General features: G+C 45.1%; 19 protein-coding genes and 1 pseudogene. 7 read left to right on the top strand and 13 right to left on the bottom strand.

The genetic code is table 11. The features are described 5' to 3' along the window. Positions 1 to 281, bottom strand: a pseudogene (locus tag AB6D58_RS22935) (signal recognition particle-docking protein FtsY); the annotation flags it as partial. 230 nt (positions 282 to 511) lie between these two features. Here AB6D58_RS22935 and rsmD point away from each other — a divergent pair. Both rsmD and AB6D58_RS22925 read left to right on the top strand, forming a co-directional pair. Beyond that, positions 512 to 1114 (top strand): 16S rRNA (guanine(966)-N(2))-methyltransferase RsmD, encoded by a 603-nt coding sequence (gene rsmD / locus AB6D58_RS22930; RefSeq protein WP_017061036.1) that lies wholly within the window; start codon positions 512 to 514, stop codon positions 1112 to 1114. A 10-nt stretch (positions 1115 to 1124) separates the two neighbouring features. Continuing rightward, the gene (locus AB6D58_RS22925; protein ID WP_016784000.1) at positions 1125 to 1391 is read left to right on the top strand and encodes a DUF1145 domain-containing protein; all 267 of its coding nucleotides are present in this window, start codon (positions 1125 to 1127) and stop codon (positions 1389 to 1391) included. 117 nt (positions 1392 to 1508) lie between these two features. Here the strand turns inward: AB6D58_RS22925 and AB6D58_RS22920 are convergent, their stop codons facing one another. The 4 genes from AB6D58_RS22920 to AB6D58_RS22905 form a co-directional block, all read right to left on the bottom strand. Next, on the bottom strand, positions 1509 to 2093 hold the full coding sequence (locus AB6D58_RS22920) for a YhgN family NAAT transporter (protein ID WP_017061035.1): 585 nt from the start codon (positions 2091 to 2093) through the stop codon (positions 1509 to 1511). A 206-nt stretch (positions 2094 to 2299) separates the two neighbouring features. Next, complete coding sequence (locus AB6D58_RS22915; protein WP_017066763.1) at positions 2300 to 2536, bottom strand: YecH family metal-binding protein; 237 nt, start codon at positions 2534 to 2536, stop codon at positions 2300 to 2302. Between the two features lie 90 nt (positions 2537 to 2626). Next, entirely contained in the window at positions 2627 to 3247 is a 621-nt protein-coding gene (locus AB6D58_RS22910) for a lysoplasmalogenase (RefSeq protein ID WP_017061033.1), read from the bottom strand. A gap of 928 nt (positions 3248 to 4175) precedes the next feature. After that, positions 4176 to 4550: a hypothetical protein gene (locus tag AB6D58_RS22905; RefSeq protein ID WP_004736595.1), complete on the bottom strand. Its 375-nt coding sequence runs from the start codon at positions 4548 to 4550 to the stop codon at positions 4176 to 4178. A 244-nt stretch (positions 4551 to 4794) separates the two neighbouring features. On the opposite strand from AB6D58_RS22905, the gene AB6D58_RS22900 reads away from it, so the two are divergent. Beyond that, a complete protein-coding gene (locus AB6D58_RS22900) occupies positions 4795 to 5124 on the top strand; it encodes a DUF2500 domain-containing protein (RefSeq protein ID WP_017061032.1) in 330 nt (109 codons plus the stop codon). A gap of 69 nt (positions 5125 to 5193) precedes the next feature. Here the strand turns inward: AB6D58_RS22900 and AB6D58_RS22895 are convergent, their stop codons facing one another. From AB6D58_RS22895 to rhtB, 7 genes are all read right to left on the bottom strand, one after another. Then, positions 5194 to 6207: an acyltransferase gene (locus AB6D58_RS22895; RefSeq protein ID WP_372158648.1), complete on the bottom strand. Its 1014-nt coding sequence runs from the start codon at positions 6205 to 6207 to the stop codon at positions 5194 to 5196. Positions 6208 to 6376: 169 nt separating this feature from the next. Then, entirely contained in the window at positions 6377 to 7597 is a 1221-nt protein-coding gene (arsJ, locus tag AB6D58_RS22890) for an organoarsenical effux MFS transporter ArsJ (protein ID WP_372158645.1), read from the bottom strand. Positions 7598 to 7693: 96 nt separating this feature from the next. Then, positions 7694 to 8185 (bottom strand): cyclin-dependent kinase inhibitor 3 family protein, encoded by a 492-nt coding sequence (locus AB6D58_RS22885; protein WP_017061028.1) that lies wholly within the window; start codon positions 8183 to 8185, stop codon positions 7694 to 7696. 21 nt (positions 8186 to 8206) lie between these two features. After that, positions 8207 to 9208 (bottom strand): ArsJ-associated glyceraldehyde-3-phosphate dehydrogenase, encoded by a 1002-nt coding sequence (locus AB6D58_RS22880; protein WP_372158643.1) that lies wholly within the window; start codon positions 9206 to 9208, stop codon positions 8207 to 8209. A 40-nt stretch (positions 9209 to 9248) separates the two neighbouring features. Next, the gene (locus AB6D58_RS22875) at positions 9249 to 9590 is read right to left on the bottom strand and encodes a metalloregulator ArsR/SmtB family transcription factor (RefSeq protein WP_017063763.1); all 342 of its coding nucleotides are present in this window, start codon (positions 9588 to 9590) and stop codon (positions 9249 to 9251) included. Between the two features lie 99 nt (positions 9591 to 9689). After that, complete coding sequence (locus AB6D58_RS22870) at positions 9690 to 10910, bottom strand: EAL and HDOD domain-containing protein (RefSeq protein ID WP_017061025.1); 1221 nt, start codon at positions 10908 to 10910, stop codon at positions 9690 to 9692. 45 nt (positions 10911 to 10955) lie between these two features. Continuing rightward, on the bottom strand, positions 10956 to 11573 hold the full coding sequence (gene rhtB / locus AB6D58_RS22865; protein WP_017061024.1) for a homoserine/homoserine lactone efflux protein: 618 nt from the start codon (positions 11571 to 11573) through the stop codon (positions 10956 to 10958). A gap of 81 nt (positions 11574 to 11654) precedes the next feature. Here rhtB and AB6D58_RS22860 point away from each other — a divergent pair, with 81 nt between their 5' ends. Both AB6D58_RS22860 and AB6D58_RS22855 read left to right on the top strand, forming a co-directional pair. After that, a complete protein-coding gene (locus tag AB6D58_RS22860; protein ID WP_372158640.1) occupies positions 11655 to 12635 on the top strand; it encodes an alpha/beta fold hydrolase in 981 nt (326 codons plus the stop codon). A gap of 182 nt (positions 12636 to 12817) precedes the next feature. After that, complete coding sequence (locus AB6D58_RS22855; protein ID WP_017061022.1) at positions 12818 to 13645, top strand: Cof-type HAD-IIB family hydrolase; 828 nt, start codon at positions 12818 to 12820, stop codon at positions 13643 to 13645. A gap of 87 nt (positions 13646 to 13732) precedes the next feature. On the opposite strand, the gene AB6D58_RS22850 is transcribed toward AB6D58_RS22855, so the two are convergent. Next, the gene (locus AB6D58_RS22850) at positions 13733 to 14200 is read right to left on the bottom strand and encodes an EVE domain-containing protein (protein ID WP_372158637.1); all 468 of its coding nucleotides are present in this window, start codon (positions 14198 to 14200) and stop codon (positions 13733 to 13735) included. A 39-nt stretch (positions 14201 to 14239) separates the two neighbouring features. Here AB6D58_RS22850 and AB6D58_RS22845 point away from each other — a divergent pair, with 39 nt between their 5' ends. Both AB6D58_RS22845 and AB6D58_RS22840 read left to right on the top strand, forming a co-directional pair. After that, positions 14240 to 15784 carry a COG3650 family protein gene (locus tag AB6D58_RS22845; protein WP_372158635.1) on the top strand — a complete coding sequence of 515 codons (1545 nt, stop codon included), beginning with the start codon at positions 14240 to 14242 and terminating at the stop codon, positions 15782 to 15784. Positions 15785 to 15786: 2 nt separating this feature from the next. Then, on the top strand, positions 15787 to 16383 hold the full coding sequence (locus AB6D58_RS22840; protein ID WP_017061019.1) for a tRNA-uridine aminocarboxypropyltransferase: 597 nt from the start codon (positions 15787 to 15789) through the stop codon (positions 16381 to 16383). Positions 16384 to 16490: the final 107 nt, after the last annotated feature.

Here is a 16490-nt window from a genome sequence, read left to right as displayed (position 1 = left end):
GCTTCTGCTTCTGCTTCTGCTTCTGCTTCTGCTTCTGCTTCTGCTTCTGCTTCTGCTGCGACAGGTTGCTGCTCTTGTTGAGCTTCTTCAAGCGCTTGCTCAGATTCAGTTGGCTTAACTTGTTCAGCTTCAGGCGCGACCTGTTCAGCCTCAACTTGTGATTCAACTTCAGTTTGATCTTCAACGCTTTCTACGTTCGCTTCATTCTGAGTTTTTGGGCTTTGTTCTTCTTCACCAAAACCAAGCCACGATAATAATCCGCGCTTCTTTTTTTCCGTCATCAGAGGAGTTTCCTAGATCTACTAATTAGCTGTATTGACTTAATACACGTCGACTCTTTGCTATTGTTATACAATACAAGCTTGTACAAACGAATAGTAAAGAAAAATGACAAAGCAGTGATAAGTTTGCTTTTAGCTTGATACACTTTGTCATTGCAAATTTATTTAATACACGAACCCACTTAAATTGGGCTCGGTATAGTATCACTTTATTAGCGGTCAAAAAATCTATGGTAAGACGTCGCCAGCAAAACACATCACAAAAAAAGCCATCCGGAGGCTTTGTTCGAATTATTAGTGGCTCATGGAGAGGTAGAAAGCTGCCTGTTCATGATTTAGAAGGATTACGCCCAACCATTGACCGAGTAAAAGAAACACTCTTTAACTGGGTGGCTCAAGATATCCCACATTCAACTTGCTTGGATGTATTTGCCGGTTCTGGCGGTCTAGGTTTTGAAGCAGCTTCTCGCCAAGCCAAAATGGTGACACTGCTCGAAATGAATCAAAAGGCGGCTAAACAGCTTTCTGATAACGCGAAAGAGCTCAAGGCAGACAACATTAATGTCGTGAATACTGATGCTATCTCTTTCCTTAAGAAACCAGGCACGCCTTACGATATGGTTTTCCTTGATCCACCATTTCGCAAAGGCTTACTGGCAGAAACAGTACAACTGCTTGAGAGTAACGGTTGGCTTGCAGACAATGCCATCATTTACGTCGAGACAGAGAAAGAACTGAAACTCGAAGCTATGCCAGAGAACTGGGAATTGCATCGCGATAAGACCACCGGACAGTCAAGCTACCGACTGTTCAATCGAATTACTGAAGAATAGGAGTTATTGAATGAAGTTCTTGCTTCCACTAGCAAAAGCAGCCATCGCCTTTGTTTGGTTTATCTTGATCGTAAATATTTTCTACCCGTTCCCGGGTAATGCTGCGATTGCGCTTTATATCATGACAGCATTCTTGTTCTTCATGCACGGCCTGCAGATGCTGATTTTCATCGGTGCTTTCGGCGACAAGATCGAGATGTCACGTTGGGAGAAGTGGTCAATATTGATTTTCGGTGTCTTCGCCTTACTCGATATCCGACGCAAACACATGATGTAATCGAGCTTAAGCCCAGATATAAAACGCTTAGCTACAGAAAACATCATGACAGAAACAGTAGAGACAAAAACGCCGCTCATTTAAGCGGCGTTTTTTTATTCAGCAATGATATTGATGTTAGCCCATGTAGCCTTTCACACCATCGAGGAACATTTGCGTCGACAGCATAACCAACAACAAGCCCATCAAGCGTTCGATGGCTTTAAGACCTCTCTCTCCCAGCACTCGCAGGAAGAAGCCATTAAACATCAGAATGAAGAAGGTAGCGCCCCAAGCCAGCATCACAGCCGCTGAAAGCTCTAACATATTGTCAGGGTGCTGTGTCGACAACAGAATCAATGCCGCAATCACTGAAGGGCCAGCAATCATTGGGATCGCCATCGGCACAATAAACGGTTCTTCACCCGCCGCGAGGCCAGTAATACTACCCGCACTTGGGAAAATCATCTTAATCGCGATAATAAACAGAATAATACCGCCAGAGATACTCAAGGTTTCAGGCTGCACGTGCAGGAAGTTCATAATGCTTTGACCCGCAAATAAGAACAGCAGCAAGATAACCAGTGCGAACATCAGCTCACGAATCAGAACAATACGGCGACGCTTCGGGTCAATATGCTTAAGGATAGAGAGCACGATTGGCAAGTTGCCAAGCGGGTCCATGATAAGAAACAGCATGGTTGCTGCAGATAAGATTTCCATAAGTTTGTCTCGAAAAGCGTAAGTGCGCGGAGTATAGCAGCCTCAACATTGATTTTCGAACGCAGTGATAAGCGGGTTAACTGATGCTTTTAAAAGGGGATGTTATAAGAAGGCAAATTAGCGAAAGCAGATTGAAAGGTAATGAAAAGAGTGGAGCCGAAACATGCACCCACTCTTTATTCACGAATAAAACAAGCCACTAAGAATTAGTGATTACACACACGTTCGCGGTTAGTGCAAAGCTTATCATCGACAACGACAACCTTTTCCATCTTCAAGAAAAACTTCAACAGGCTATCTAAATCCAGACCATTGAGCTTACAAGTATGGAAGCGAGCTTCTTCGCCATAGGTTTGAGCAAGCGCTAATGTTAGCTCTTCGCGAGTCAGTGGCTTTTCACTAAGCAGGTTTAAAACGTTGTGTGCGTGAATTTCAGTCGTCATAACTCAATCTCATGTTTAATGAATTACACGTAGAGTACCGAGTTTTAGCAACGCCGTTTTGATGTAGCTCAGGCTTGAGAGAGCTCTACCCTAAATAGTAATCGATGCGACGATGAATGCGTGTGCGAGAAAGTAACTGCCCGTTACCCAAAAGTAAGCGCCCTTGATTGGGCTGCGGTAACTGTTTAGCGCATAAGCTAAGGCCGAAAGGAGCAGCACGCTACAGCCAGCAAAACCGACCGCGTGTGATAACTGAGGATCCAGCAGCCAAACCTCACCAGAAGCCCATGCTAACTGAATAAGCACAATGCCCATGATGACCACGGGAAAAACGAGTTTGTCTAAGCGTGGCAGCAGTAAAAAGAAAGCAACAACGCAAGCTGCCAATAACAGCGCGAACAACCACCAAACCATTTCACCTGATAGCTGTAACCAAAAAGCTTTGCTGTAACAGAGTTGAGCCAATAAGAAGCAGACAAAATGCAGAGGGCGTTTTTGAGTGAGAGTATGAAGCACATCTGCGATCGCAGAGATAGCCAACCCCGCAACTATCCAATAGGTAAAGTCAGCCACAACCGACTGAGTTAAAGCAATTGTCGCTAATAATACAAAGGTAAATACCTTATACGATAAGGCCTGACCGATATGTCCATGTTTCGTTCCTGCTATTGCTCCGATACCAGATAAGGAAACCGCTAACCAACTCCACATACCACTTGCCCTATTGCTTTAAATCGTCGCCAGTCTAGGCACACGAGTGTTGATGTAAAGCCTCAGCCCCTCAAAATTGGATCTTGATTACGCTTCCACTAAAAAGAGTCTCTTTAGATTGAAGTCGTAACAATTACCACCATGACAATGGCCATTCGTTTAAAACTAGAACGAATCATCATAAAACCCATTCAAACTGGCATTAGAGTCGCCATACTTGAATTTTGGCCAATTCTAACCTATCGACTTCACCAAAATCGGCTTAATTCCGTCAAATACCACACTTGAAAAATTAAAATAACCACCTTTAAATCAAACAATAACAATAACTTAAACAAAGAAACTCAAGATTAATAAGGAAATAAAAACGCCAACCAAGCCTAGACTTGTAAAGTAGCCAGTTTTCTTTTTTTAAATCCCAGTTTTGTCAGGTTATTTCAAGCCCCCGGTAAAAACCGCCACAAAAACCAAGTCGAAAACTTAAAAAACCAACCAAAACAAACCTAGCCACCACCAGCCCCTATTAATACAGTTTAACAACCTTTAACAATATAAATTACACAAAACAACCATTACAAAACAACAAGTTAAATCAAATTAGAACAAACATAAATCACAACGAACAAAATAAGAACACACCATAAAACACAGTTAAACACTGCCAAACAAGCCAAAAACTCATAGTTTTCTACTACTTTTAAAGCTTTCGAAAGTAATTCTTGATCTAAAGCCATAAGTAGTGCTATTCTTTAAAACATAGCGAGAGACAACCAAATTTAGGAGTAGTGTTATGATTTCATCTTCGCAAAGACAAGGACTTGTAATGATCGCGGTAGTTGTAGGTCTAATGACACTACCGATGATGTACTAAGCAAGTTACAGATAAAAAAAGGGACGCCATGAGCGTCCCTTTTTTTGTTCAATTTTTTCACTTCGAAAACAGATGCAGTGTTAGCACATCCCAGTTCGCATAATAGAAACCTGCGGCAGCTAAAGTCATTGCCATCATCAGTAAGATCGCAACTCGCCAGATAAAACGACCACTACGTGGAGTCAGCTCCTTCTCACAGTCGTTACACATCATGATGAACTTATGTTGGTCTTCCAACTTAGCCTCATGTTCATTGACTACCTTATTACGACACGTTGCGATATAGCGCAGCTTGCTCACCATATCGTGCGGTAGCCTTTCTTCACAGCTTGTTACAAGCTCATGCAATCCTTCGCCTTCGGCATGATATTGAAGCCTCAATAATTTCTCTATATTGCGAGTTCTTGTCACCACTTTTTCAATATCGGTCATCTTAGCCCTCCCACTCCACACTATAATTCTAGTCGAGCATTTCCCTATTCTTATACAAAATCACTGTTATTTACGAGAGAAAGAGACAATAAATAACAATGCTTTATCCCAAACTGACCATTAAATGTGATGTCTGCCGAAAAATAATCAGCTTGGCTTACAACAGTTCACGAATAACGGCTTTAAACACATATCCCTATTGCCTGAAAGACTAGAATAACCATCACGACTACATGGAGGTTATATGCCTAATTCACTCTTTTTTGCCATCTTTGCTCTCGCTGCTCTAGCGGCTTGGGTATTTATTGGTTTCTATCGAAAACACTCGCAAGGTGAAAATGCGCCAGAGAAGAAAGTGAATGTCACGGTGTTAGACAAACAATCGATCGACCTTCCTGACGCAGAACCGGGCCAAGAAGATCAAGAGTACTGGATTTACGTTCAACGTGGTGTGGTTGGTCCGAAGCGAGAATTCCAAGTCGGCATCCACTATTTCCACGCCCTTAACCCTGGCGACAAAGGAACCTTAACCTACCAAGGCGATAAATTCTTACACTTTGCGTTGAAGCGCTAACCTTAGCGCTTCATCCCTTCCTCATCGATAATCAGCAACAAACCAATATCGAAATGCCTTAGCGTATCGCTAAGGCAATAGCCAACGTGTCTTCTCTGACTTAGACACCAACCAACTCATCCATAACGCGCCAGCTCCGCTGATCACGATCCATAATGGAATAACCCAAGCAGGGTGTCCTTGGTACCAACCGAATTCTTTCATTGGCCATAAGAAAATTGGGTGCAGCAGATAAATACCTAAGCTGTGCTTACTGATAAAGCCAACCACTTGATTACTCTTCTCAGACAACCCTTCACCATAGTAACGACACACCATGAATACCATGCTCGCCGCTAATACGGTATTCAGCGTCTTGTAAGATAACCAACGCCCTACTGTGTACTCTTCTGCTACCAAGCTTGCCTCAACCACCATGTAAACCGTGGTCAGTAACGCTAACCCACCCAGTAACACACTCATGCCAACTGTCATCTTGTTAAGTGGCACAATCTTATACAGCAAGTAACCCAATGGTAAGTAACCGGTGTACAACCACAATTCGTGACTCCAAGGGCCATCGATTTTCAGTAAGAAAAGCAATGTTGTGAACAACCATACCACCGTAAAGGCATAGACAGATCTATCACCGAACTTTCTGACCATGATCTGCAAGAACGGAATCACAAAGTAGAGCGGGATGAAGTAATAGAAGAAACCAAGGTGGTAATAGGTGTAATGATGGTAGCTATTAAGCAACACGTCCCAACTGACGTCGGCATCAAAGCCCATTGCTGACCAGCCCGACAGATAGGTATAGAAAAGCGACCAGACAATGAAAGGTATCAGTACCTTGCCCAAACGACGCTTGAGGTAGTATTTGGCGTCAAACGGGCGCTGATCACTGAGCATCAGTGCGCCAGTAATCAAAATGAACACAGGTACTGCCCAGCGGCTGAAACCGTTTACCGTAATGGCAGTAAGCCATTCACCGAAAGGAATAGTGCCCAACTCATTGCGATAAGGCGCCAAAACATGAATCGCGATAACCGCTACGGCCGCGACACATCGTGCTAAATCAAAAAAGAGAATTCGCTGCTTCATGTAAATGCCTGATTAATATTCAATCATTCTACTATAGCAATAAAAAAGCTGACCGGAATAAATACCAAGTCAGCTTAGTGTTAAAGGAGATACTTATCGCGAATTTAGCTCATACGACTCTAGCTTCTGCGACTTGAGCTCTCACAAATGAGGCTCATGTGGCTGAAGCTTATGCCGCTGAAATTTGCGGCACTTTCGGTAAACGCAGAGAGATCACCGTCGTTATCGCCAAGAATGCGAAGGAAACCCACAGACACGCAGACAAACCTGCCATTTGGAATACCAAGCCCGACAATATCGTGCCAATCAAACGGCCCATCGCGTTTGCCATGTAGTAGAAACCGACATCAAGAGAAACGCCATCGCCTTTCGCATAACTCACAATCAAATATGAGTGAAGTGATGAGTTCACCGCAAAGATGACACCAAACACCATCAAGCCACCGATAATAACTAACTCGGGTTGCCAGCCAATCTGTACCGCATAAGCGATAGCAGCGGTCACTATAGCCAGCGCACCAGTCCATAACAGCGCGGCATGGCCATCTGGCACCTTACCTTGAGCTTTACCAGTAATCTTGGGTGCAATGCCCTGCACAAAGCCGTATGCGATGGTCCAAGCCGCTAAGAAGCCACCCACCCATGAGTGATCCCACCCAAACACGCTGCCTAGGTAAATCGGCAAAGCAATCACAAACCACACATCACGAGCGCCAAACAGGAACATACGTGCTGCGGATAGGATGTTGATGGATTCAGACTTAGAGAAGATCTGTTTGAACTTAGGCTTGGTTTTCGCTTTGCCCATGTCCGCTTCTAAGCTCAACACACTGCCAACGAAGACCAATGCCAACACGGCTGCCATCGCGAGCACGGCGTATTGGAAGCCAATCGTTGAAAGCAGTAAACCACCAATAAAGAAGCCTGCCCCTTTAAGCGCATTCTTAGATCCGGTCAGAATCGCAATCCACTTATAAAGCGCGCCTTGTTGTTCATCAGGAACCAGAGTCTTAATTGAGCTCTTGGCACTCATCTTATTGAGGTCTTTAGCGATACCAGACAAGGCTTGCGCCGCCATGACCCAAGGAATGGTCAGCATTGCCGTTGGCACCGCGAGCATACCCAAGGCGACGACTTGCATGCCTAACCCAATGTTCATAGTCTTATTGAGGCCAAGACGCGCCCCTAACCAGCCACCGATTAGGTTAGTCACCACACCAAAGAATTCATAGAAAAGGAACAGTGAGGCGATTTCTAACGAACTGTAGCCAAGGTCGTAAAAATACAGAACCACCAACATGCGAAGTGCACCATCAGTAATGGTGAAGTTCCAGTAGTTAAAAGTCACCAACATGTATTGGCGAACGCTCTTACTTAGATTTGAAAACATAACGCTATCTCTGCAATCTAAACAAAAAGAGCTTTTGGATCATGATAAGTTCAACACTCCAGATACCAAAAGCTCCCTGTCTAACACTGATGACTATTAGCTATTCGCTACGCCATTAATGTATTCAACCTGGATAGGTTTAGTGAAGGCACCTGGACGCAGTGCCTGCACCTCTTGAACTACCTTGCTCAAATCCCAGCCTTTTTCTAACAGTAGGTGAGCTGCGAACAAACCAGTGCGACCAGAGCCGCCCATACAATGCATTGCAACCTTGCCGCCGTTATCGACGATGTTATGTAGCTCAGGGCTAGCTGCTTGCCACTTCGCAGCAAAACCAGCACCCGGTGCACAGTCGTCTTCAATTTCGATCTGGAACCATTGCATACCTAACGCACGTGTTTTTTCACCAAGTGCCGCCACGTCTTTGCTTGCAAGCTCATGGTCATCAAGTGCTGTCACGATAGCTTCAACGCCTTGCTCTTTTAGCTGAGCCAGTGATGCATCAAGCGTTGCTTCTTTTGTGCCTGGGCACGGAGTAAGCACTAGCGCACCTTGCTCTAGGTCTAGTTGCCATGTTGGATGTATCATTATATCTTCTCCAGATTCTTATTAAGCAAGGCCAACGGTACGAACAAGCTCAGCGGTACGTGTTGCGTAACCCATCTCATTGTCGTACCAAGCGTAGATCTTAACCATGCGCTTACCGACCAACATCGTTGATAGTGCATCCACAATTGTTGAGCGTTGGTCGCCTTTGTAATCGATAGAAACCAGTGGACGCTCTTCAAAGCCAAGAATACCTTTTAGTTCATTCTGAGACGCTTCTTTCAGCATCGCGTTAACTTCTTCTGCCGTGGTGTCTTGCTTCACTTCGAAGATGATGTCTGTCAGAGAAGCGTTCGCTAGCGGTACACGAACTGCGTGGCCGTTGATGCGGTTTTCTAGCTCAGGGAAGATCTCAACAATCGCTTTGGCGCTGCCCGTCGTTGTTGGGATAAGACTCATGCCACATGCACGTGCGCGGCGTAAGTCTTTGTGCGGCGCATCAAGAATAGTTTGCGTGTTAGTTAAATCGTGAATAGTGGTGAAGGCTGCGTTCTCGATACCAAGCTTCTCGTTGATCACCTTAACCACTGGCGCGATACAGTTCGTTGTACAAGACGCTGCCGTTACGATTTTGTGTACCGCAGGGTCGAAGATATTGTCATTCACACCAACAACGATGTTTGCGATTCCTTCTTCTTTCACAGGAGCCGATACCACAACGCGCTTCACGCCTTGCTCTAGGTATTTGTTTAGGAAAGAGGTCTTACGGTGAACACCTGTCGCTTCGATAACCACATCACAACCAGACCAATCGATCGCATCAATGTCGCGCTCTTTTGTGGTTTTGATGCGTTGACCGTTGATGATCATCTCATCGCCTTCAACAGACACTTCGTGGTTCCAACGACCTTGAACCGAATCGAACTCAAGAAGGTGAGCCAGTGTCGCTGTGTCGCCAGCAACGTCATTAATTTGTACAAACTCTAGCTCTTCCCAATCGAAAGCTGCGCGAAGTGCTAGACGGCCAATACGACCAAAACCATTAATACCTACTTTAACTGTCATTTTGTGTTCTCTCAGTTAGTGGTGAAACTTAAATTAAGACTTAAACGCAACATACTGGGCGTGAGTTCATCGACTCTAAGCGCTCAATATCTTGCTGGTATTCAGTTTTCAAACAGTTCGATGCAATAAGGTCGTCAATTAACTTTAGCATCCAACCTGGTAAATCTTGTGACAGGCGGTAAAACACCCACTGCCCCTGGCGAACATCAATCAAAACACCGTTTGAACGCAGCTGCGCAAGATGGCGTGAAACCTTTGGCTGACTTTCTTGCAATGCCTGAGTCAACTCACCAACCGATAAGCACTCATTGCGAACTATCAACATTAAGCAACGCACTCGCGTTTCATCGGACAGTAATTTAAAAAATTGGTGAGGAAGCATAACTACATACTCATATATGGATATGCGCATATATTAGTTGTAAAAAAACGCACGTCAAGGCGTGCGTTTTAAATGTCATAAAAGTTTAATAAAGCAACACTACAGCTTGTTGGTCACTGTGTGACTCCAGCGACGCGCTTCTGTAAGTTCAGTTTTCACCTGATCCACGCTAAGCCCTAAATCAGCGCAGTGCTCATCAATCTGCTGCCAATCCGCATGCTCAAAGCTCTCTTCAAGTGCGAGCAAGGTACCATATGGCCCTTCTCTACGTAATAGAGCAACCTTGATACTTTTACACAGCGGCAACTGCTCGACTAAGTTATCTAACGACAAGTCCAACAGAGCATCCAACAAGGAGAATAAGCCAATCATAAAGGCCTGTTCTCTATACCCTTCAAATGCCTGATAGCGAGACATACGCTGACAAAACTGAGCACGCTGTAGAGACAATCCATACAGCTCTTTAGGCTTTTTATCGGACACATAAGAGGCGACGGCTAACGAGACAAACATTTTCAGTTTCTCTTGACCTAGATATACCAAAGCCTGACGAAAAGAAGAGATGGTAACTTCAAGGCGCGGCGACATAGTATTCACAAAACGCAGCAGCTTATATGAGAGCGCCACATCTTTCGCGACAATGCTCTCCACCCGTTGAAAGTCCACATCGGGCTTACACACTTCTTGAAACAGCTCCATAGCAATCACTTGCTCAGGGCTAATGTATTTACTCTTGATGATTTCCGGTTTATTGAAAAAGTAACCTTGGAAAAACTTAAAGCCAGCCTCTTTGGCTTGCTGGAATTCTTGTTCGGTCTCAACGCGCTCCGCCAAAAAGCTAAACTTTTTCCCTTGATGCGCCCTAACCAAATCACACGCTTCATCCAAACCCATCTGCATAATATCGAGCTTTACGATATGCGTGTATTTAAGGAAACGTTCCCATTCTGGGGTCGAAGTAAAATCATCTAGGGCAATCATGTAACCCGCTTGGTAAAGGTCTTTAACCGCTTCCAACAATTCATCTGTTGGTTTACAGGTTTCCAGAATCTCTACCACCACCTTATCTTTCGGCAAACTTAAGGGCAGTCGACGAATCAAACTTTGATAAGGGAAGTTGATAAAGCAGCGTGAAGATGGAATAGAAGGGTTAAGACCAACAGACAAGAAGTTCTCAACAATCAGACGATACGTTGCTCGATTAGACTCAATATGCGCTGGGTACGCATTCTTTTCTCCATCGCGAAATAACAACTCATAGCCGAGTGTATTCCTCTTGCGATTTAAGATAGGTTGTCGAGCAACGTATGTAGCGGTCATTTCTTGATAACTCTGATTGGTTTAACTATAACTCAGTCGCTTAATCTAAGCTTTCGCGGCAGCTAGCAAAGCACCGCAGCCCATGAACATACCACCAAATATTTTATTTATCTTACCCATTATGCGATCAGAGCGAATAAAACGTCCCATTTGTGACGCTAATGAGGTGTAACCCAACATAACAACGCTATCAATGAATACTGTCGTCACACCTAGCACTAATAACTGAGGTGCTTGAGGTTGTGTAGGGTCAATAAACTGAGGAAACAAAGCCACCAAAAACACGATTGATTTCGGGTTAGTTAGGTTGATAAGCACAGCGTTTCTCAGCAGTTTGCCACTCGACAGAGTAGAGCTTTCTTCAGATGCTACTAGGCTCGAGCTATCACGCCACTTTTGAATACCTAACCAAAGTAAGTACACCACGCCGACCCACTTAATGATGGTGAACGCCAACGCAGACTTAGCAACGAGTGCACCGATACCCGCGCCCACCAGCATAATGTGAAACGCAAGACCAAGCTGTAAGCCAACAATTGATGCGAGTGACTTTTTAGTGCCATAGCTAAGCCCATTACTGATTGAGTTAACGGTACCCGAGCCCGGAGCCAAGCTAAACAAAATCGCTGTGACAACATAAGCAAGCCAAACATGAGTATCCATTTGCATTTCCTTACTAGTTCTTTAATCTAACAACATTAGTAGCAATAAAGCTCTCACACGCATCAGTTCAGGTAATTTCCCATGGAAAACCAAAGCGAAGCCACCTTCCCTTACACTCAAGAACCTCAGTTCGATCATGCGATTAAACACCCGATCAACGCTCTTTGGCAACAAAGAAAAGAGGGGTATTTAACATCGTCTGGTAAAAAGAAACTGTACTGGTGCAGCCTCACCTCAGAGAAGCACAGCAAAGCCATTGTGATTTCAAATGGCCGTATTGAATGCTGCCAAAAATACCAAGAAATCTTTTATGATTTTTATCAACAAGGCTATGACGTTTATTCATTTGACCATCAAGGTCAAGGCCAGTCTGAACGTATGGTAACAGACTCTGACATTGGTCACATTCATGAGTTTGATGATTATGAATCTGACATGTCTGACGTCATTGCCAGTTTTGATCTCAGTAAGTATTCCAATCGCTACCTGCTCGCACACTCAATGGGCAGCACCATAGCCACTCGCTACCTACAAACCCATCCAGACCACCCGTTTGATAAGGTGACTCTGTGCGCTCCGATGTTTGGTATCAATACCGAGTGGTACCTGAAACCTATCGCGATGATCGTTGGACAAGTGCTTACCGCTTTTTATGCCAAGCCAACTTACGCGCCGGGCCAGCAAGCATATTATTCGAAGCCTTTTGAAAACAACTTACTGAGCCACAGTAAGGTTCGCTATCAGTGGTTCCGCCGCTTATATGACGAGTCTCCATCTTTGCAGGTGGGTGGACCAAGCACGCGTTGGGTGTGGCAAGGGTTAATGGCCGCCAAGCAAGCAATTCAACAAACTCGTCAAATCAAGATCCCTCTGCTATTGATTCAAGCTGGGGATGAAAAGATTGTCAGTAACAGTGCTCAAGTAAAGTTCATCTCTAAGCTGAAGAAAACCAACTCTGATTGTCAGTTTAAGTTGATTGAGGGTTCTAGGCATGAGGTGTTGTTTGAGCAGGATGAATATCGCAATCAAACACTGGATGCGATCAATCAGTTTTTCGCCTAGAGCTAATAGGCTAAGCAACCTACCAAGAAAATAAGCGCTAAAGAGGAAGAGAAGTAAGTGAGCTTTGCCCTCTTTTCTTGCATGAATTTGGCATACAATTTCTACCTAGAGATATTGTAGTTAAAACGATTCTAGCGCTGGCTAGCGTCAATATTGGTTAAGCATTTTGCAATGAGGGTTAAATGAGTATTCCTGCACTAAAAGATTCCGTGAAAATTGTTGCTTCTGATTTAGATGGTACGCTTTTGGCTCCCAACCATCAGCTAAGCGACTTTACCAAGCTAACGCTTAAGAAATTACACGACCAAGGTTATACCTTCATCTTCGCTACGGGTCGTCACCACGTCGATGTGGCGGGTATTCGTCAGATAGCAGGTATTCCGGCGTACATGATCACTTCAAACGGTGCACGCGTGCATGACCAAAACGATCAACTGATGTATAGCCAGAACGTACCTCAGGAACTCGTTCAGCCAGTTATTGATATTGTGCGCCAAGATCCAAACCTCTTTATTCACATGTACCAGAATGAAGATTGGTTACTAGACCGTGAAGATGAAATGTTGGCTAAATTCCACAGTGAGTCTGGCTTTAGCTACAAGCGCTTTGAAGCTGAAAACGCACCAAGCGAAGGCATCGCGAAAGTCTTCTTCACACATCCAGAACAAGACCACGAATATCTCGTCACGTTTGAACAAAAGCTAAGAGATGCTTTTGGCGACAAACTGAACATCGCCTTCTCTACACCTTGGTGTCTGGAAGTGATGGCCGCTGAAGTCTCTAAAGGCCACGCTCTAGACGCTGTTGCAAAATCACTAAACCTGACTCTGGATAACTGTGTTGCCTTTGGTGATGGCATGAACGACGCTGAAATGCTGGCTATGGCGGGTAAAGGTCTAATCATGGGTACATCACATGAGAAAGTGATGAAAGCACTACCTGACAATGAAGTGATTGGCAGTAACGCAGACGATGCCGTTGCTCACTACCTAGAAAAGCATCTGCTCTAATCTCGCTCGTTGAACAGATCTGAATAAATAAAAAGGCAGCCAACTGGCTGCCTTTTTTGAACCTTACGTAAAAAGCTCTCTCTAACGCTATCGAGAACCTAACACTTCTTTGCTTAAGATTGCCTGCCACTCTTGTTCAGTCACAGGCATGATCGATAAGCGATTACCGCGTTTCACCAAGGGCATTTCGGAGAGTTCAGGCATGGCTTTAAGCGTAACCAAAGGAATCAAGCACTCAGTCACTCGCACAAACTCGACATCCACCATGATCCAGCGTGGGTTATCGGGTGAAGACTTAGGATCGTAGTAATCACTCTCAGGGTCGAACTGAAAGTGGTCTGGGTAGGCTTCTCTGGTTACTTTAGCGATCCCCGCTACGCCAACTTTTTTACATGATGAGTGGTATATCATCACCAGATCGCCAAGCTTGACGTCATCACGCATCATGTTTCGAGCCTGATAGTTGCGTACACCCTCCCAACAAGAGGTTTTTTGTACTCTAAGAGTCTGAATAGAGAAGGTGTCGGGTTCTGTTTTAAATAACCAATATGCCATAATAAATCCAATTAACGGTTGCTCCGAGGAAGATATAACATGAAGGTAATGAAAAACCCAGTGACATGGCTAGTCGCGTTCGCTCTGCAAGGCTGTGTTACGGCACCTGATACGCCGCAACAACCTGAACAGCCCCCAGCAAACTTGGATGAGCCACTGAGCATTCAACCGCAAACCTTCATCATGCGTGGTCAGGTGGTGGTTGGCCATGAAAGCCGAACCTTCACTCCTTGCGGTAGCCAACAACAATACTGGTTAGACTTATCTCCAGAGTTAGCGTTAGAAGCACAAGGGCTCTCAACGAGACCTTACCAAGCCTTATATGGCGAGCTGATTGGTCACCTAACCGTGCCGAGCCAAACGGGTTATAACGCAGATTTCACAGCGCGTTTCGTGGTTGACCAAGTGAACATCCTAACCGCAGAGAACCCAGATCGCTGCGTCCAACCGCTGCGCTCAACACGAGTATTTGGTAATGAACCCTTCTGGTCAGCAACCTTCGATAAAGACCAGCTGAAATACACCAAGATGGGCGAACAGCCACAGACCCTCGATATTGAATCAAGCCGCACCACATCGAGCAGCCGTGACTACCAATTAGAAGGTAAAGCTGCACAAGGCAAACTCAACCTTACGAAAGAGAGCTGTAGCGACGGCATGAGCGATTCTATCTATGGATGGCATGCCAAGCTTAACCTCAATGACAGTAACTACAATGGCTGTGCGACGGTCTCTAACCAAGATCCAACGCTGGACTGGAGCGGACTCTACTTCGCTAGCTCAACGCAAAACTCAGGGTTCTCTATCAAACTTGAACTCAACAATGACCACAGTGCTATCACGACTTATTCATACAGCAATGGAGACCCTTCTATTGTTGAACAAGGCTTCTGGCAGCAACTGAACCAAAATCAGGTACAAGTGGTTATGACTCGCCACCAGCAACAATATTTGATCTCCGAGCGCATCTTCACACTCGATAATGGCAAGCTAATCGCTGAAAAAGAGAAAGTGGGCAACGTGGTGTATCCGATTGCCAATGGCGGTCTGGTGCTATTCGAAGCTAAGAGTGCGCAAGCACAAGTAAACACCACCACTAACGTTGATCTAACCGCAAAGCAGGTGAACTCCAGCGATCAACTTGATCCAAAAGTCGACCAAGCGATCCGCGAATACTTTAAGATCAACAACAGCTCACCTGACGACACTAAATACCGCTGGTTAACCTACGACCTCAACGGCGACGGTAAAGAAGAGCTGTTCGCCCAACTCGATTGGTGTGGTTCTGGTGGCTGTACACTGCTAATTTTCGAAAACCATCAAGATAACTGGCGCTTCAATAGCCGAGTGACACTGGTTAAGGGCGACATACGCTTAGGTAAATCGCAAAACCACGGCTGGCAGGATCTGATCTTCAATGTCAGTGGCGGCGGTGCAACACCGGCGAAACACACACTTTCATACTCTGGTGTCAGCTACCCGCTAAACCCAAGTGTCGCTCCAGTTGCAGATGATGCTGATATCAGCGACGTGGTTTTGTTTGCTGATGGTATCTCACCCGCACAAAGTGGAGTTAAGTTGTAAACATGAGTAACCAACAAGCTTGCCATGGTTGTAGCTTCACTCACCAATGTATTTGTCACCTGATACCTAGTGTCGCAAGCCAAATCGATCTTGTACTGCTCACTCATGAGAATGAACTGTCACGCGATACCAATACAGGGAAGCTGCTTCAGCAATCCCTTGATCAGTGTCAGTCCATTGTATGGCAAAGGAAAACACCACCAGCGGAGCTCATCGCACTGCTTGACGATGAAACACGACAACCGTTTCTTTTATTCCCAAGTGATCAAAGTGTCGAGTGCCAGCAAGCTGTAATGACCCAAGCCCAGAGCCGTAAGCCGCTATTCATCATCTTGGATGGCACATGGCAAGAAGCGAAGAAGATGCTTAACAAGAGCTCGTGGTTACAAGCCGTTCCGCAAGTTCACCTCGATATTACCAGCGAATCTTCATACACCCTGCGCCGCAACCAAGACAGTGGCCACTTGTGTACTTGTGAAGTGGGTATTGAGTTACTCAAATCTTTAGGTGAAAGTGAATCTGCCAAGCTCATTGATGACTACTACCAGCATTATCTAAAAGTGTTCCACGCCGACAAGTGTGGCCACGCCCTCAAATAGACCAAGCAGGCGTGCGGGAAGGTAAAAACACATTTCAGGACGAGACAGACACTAAATCGAGTAGGAGGAGGCCTCACGGCCTCCGTCCTCTCACACCACCGTACAAG

This window comes from Vibrio sp. 10N.239.312.D08 (assembly GCF_041466145.1).
Taxonomy (GTDB): Bacteria; Pseudomonadota; Gammaproteobacteria; order Enterobacterales; family Vibrionaceae; genus Vibrio; species Vibrio crassostreae_C.
Note: the sequence above shows the minus strand (reverse complement) of the source record. Positions and strands in the feature narration are given on the sequence as shown.

Bases quoted from the DNA above. Each gene is read 5' to 3' on its own strand.
- AB6D58_RS22925 (WP_016784000.1), top strand. From the start codon at position 1,125: ATGAAGTTCTTGCTTCCACTAGCAAAAGCAGCCATCGCCTTTGTTTGG.
- AB6D58_RS22840 (WP_017061019.1), top strand. From the start codon at position 15,787: ATGAGTAACCAACAAGCTTGCCATGGTTGTAGCTTCACTCACCAATGT.
- AB6D58_RS22920 (WP_017061035.1), bottom strand. From the start codon at position 2,093: ATGGAAATCTTATCTGCAGCAACCATGCTGTTTCTTATCATGGACCCG.
- AB6D58_RS22910 (WP_017061033.1), bottom strand. From the start codon at position 3,247: ATGTGGAGTTGGTTAGCGGTTTCCTTATCTGGTATCGGAGCAATAGCA.
- rhtB (WP_017061024.1), bottom strand. From the start codon at position 11,573: ATGGATACTCATGTTTGGCTTGCTTATGTTGTCACAGCGATTTTGTTT.
- AB6D58_RS22885 (WP_017061028.1), bottom strand. From the start codon at position 8,185: ATGATACATCCAACATGGCAACTAGACCTAGAGCAAGGTGCGCTAGTG.
- AB6D58_RS22895 (WP_372158648.1), bottom strand. From the start codon at position 6,207: ATGAAGCAGCGAATTCTCTTTTTTGATTTAGCACGATGTGTCGCGGCC.
- AB6D58_RS22850 (WP_372158637.1), bottom strand. From the start codon at position 14,200: ATGGCATATTGGTTATTTAAAACAGAACCCGACACCTTCTCTATTCAG.
- rsmD (WP_017061036.1), top strand. From the start codon at position 512: ATGGTAAGACGTCGCCAGCAAAACACATCACAAAAAAAGCCATCCGGA.
- AB6D58_RS22875 (WP_017063763.1), bottom strand. From the start codon at position 9,590: ATGCTTCCTCACCAATTTTTTAAATTACTGTCCGATGAAACGCGAGTG.
- AB6D58_RS22860 (WP_372158640.1), top strand. From the start codon at position 11,655: ATGGAAAACCAAAGCGAAGCCACCTTCCCTTACACTCAAGAACCTCAG.
- AB6D58_RS22845 (WP_372158635.1), top strand. From the start codon at position 14,240: ATGAAGGTAATGAAAAACCCAGTGACATGGCTAGTCGCGTTCGCTCTG.
- arsJ (WP_372158645.1), bottom strand. From the start codon at position 7,597: ATGTTTTCAAATCTAAGTAAGAGCGTTCGCCAATACATGTTGGTGACT.
- AB6D58_RS22900 (WP_017061032.1), top strand. From the start codon at position 4,795: ATGCCTAATTCACTCTTTTTTGCCATCTTTGCTCTCGCTGCTCTAGCG.
- AB6D58_RS22870 (WP_017061025.1), bottom strand. From the start codon at position 10,910: ATGACCGCTACATACGTTGCTCGACAACCTATCTTAAATCGCAAGAGG.
- AB6D58_RS22880 (WP_372158643.1), bottom strand. From the start codon at position 9,208: ATGACAGTTAAAGTAGGTATTAATGGTTTTGGTCGTATTGGCCGTCTA.
- AB6D58_RS22915 (WP_017066763.1), bottom strand. From the start codon at position 2,536: ATGACGACTGAAATTCACGCACACAACGTTTTAAACCTGCTTAGTGAA.
- AB6D58_RS22905 (WP_004736595.1), bottom strand. From the start codon at position 4,550: ATGACCGATATTGAAAAAGTGGTGACAAGAACTCGCAATATAGAGAAA.
- AB6D58_RS22855 (WP_017061022.1), top strand. From the start codon at position 12,818: ATGAGTATTCCTGCACTAAAAGATTCCGTGAAAATTGTTGCTTCTGAT.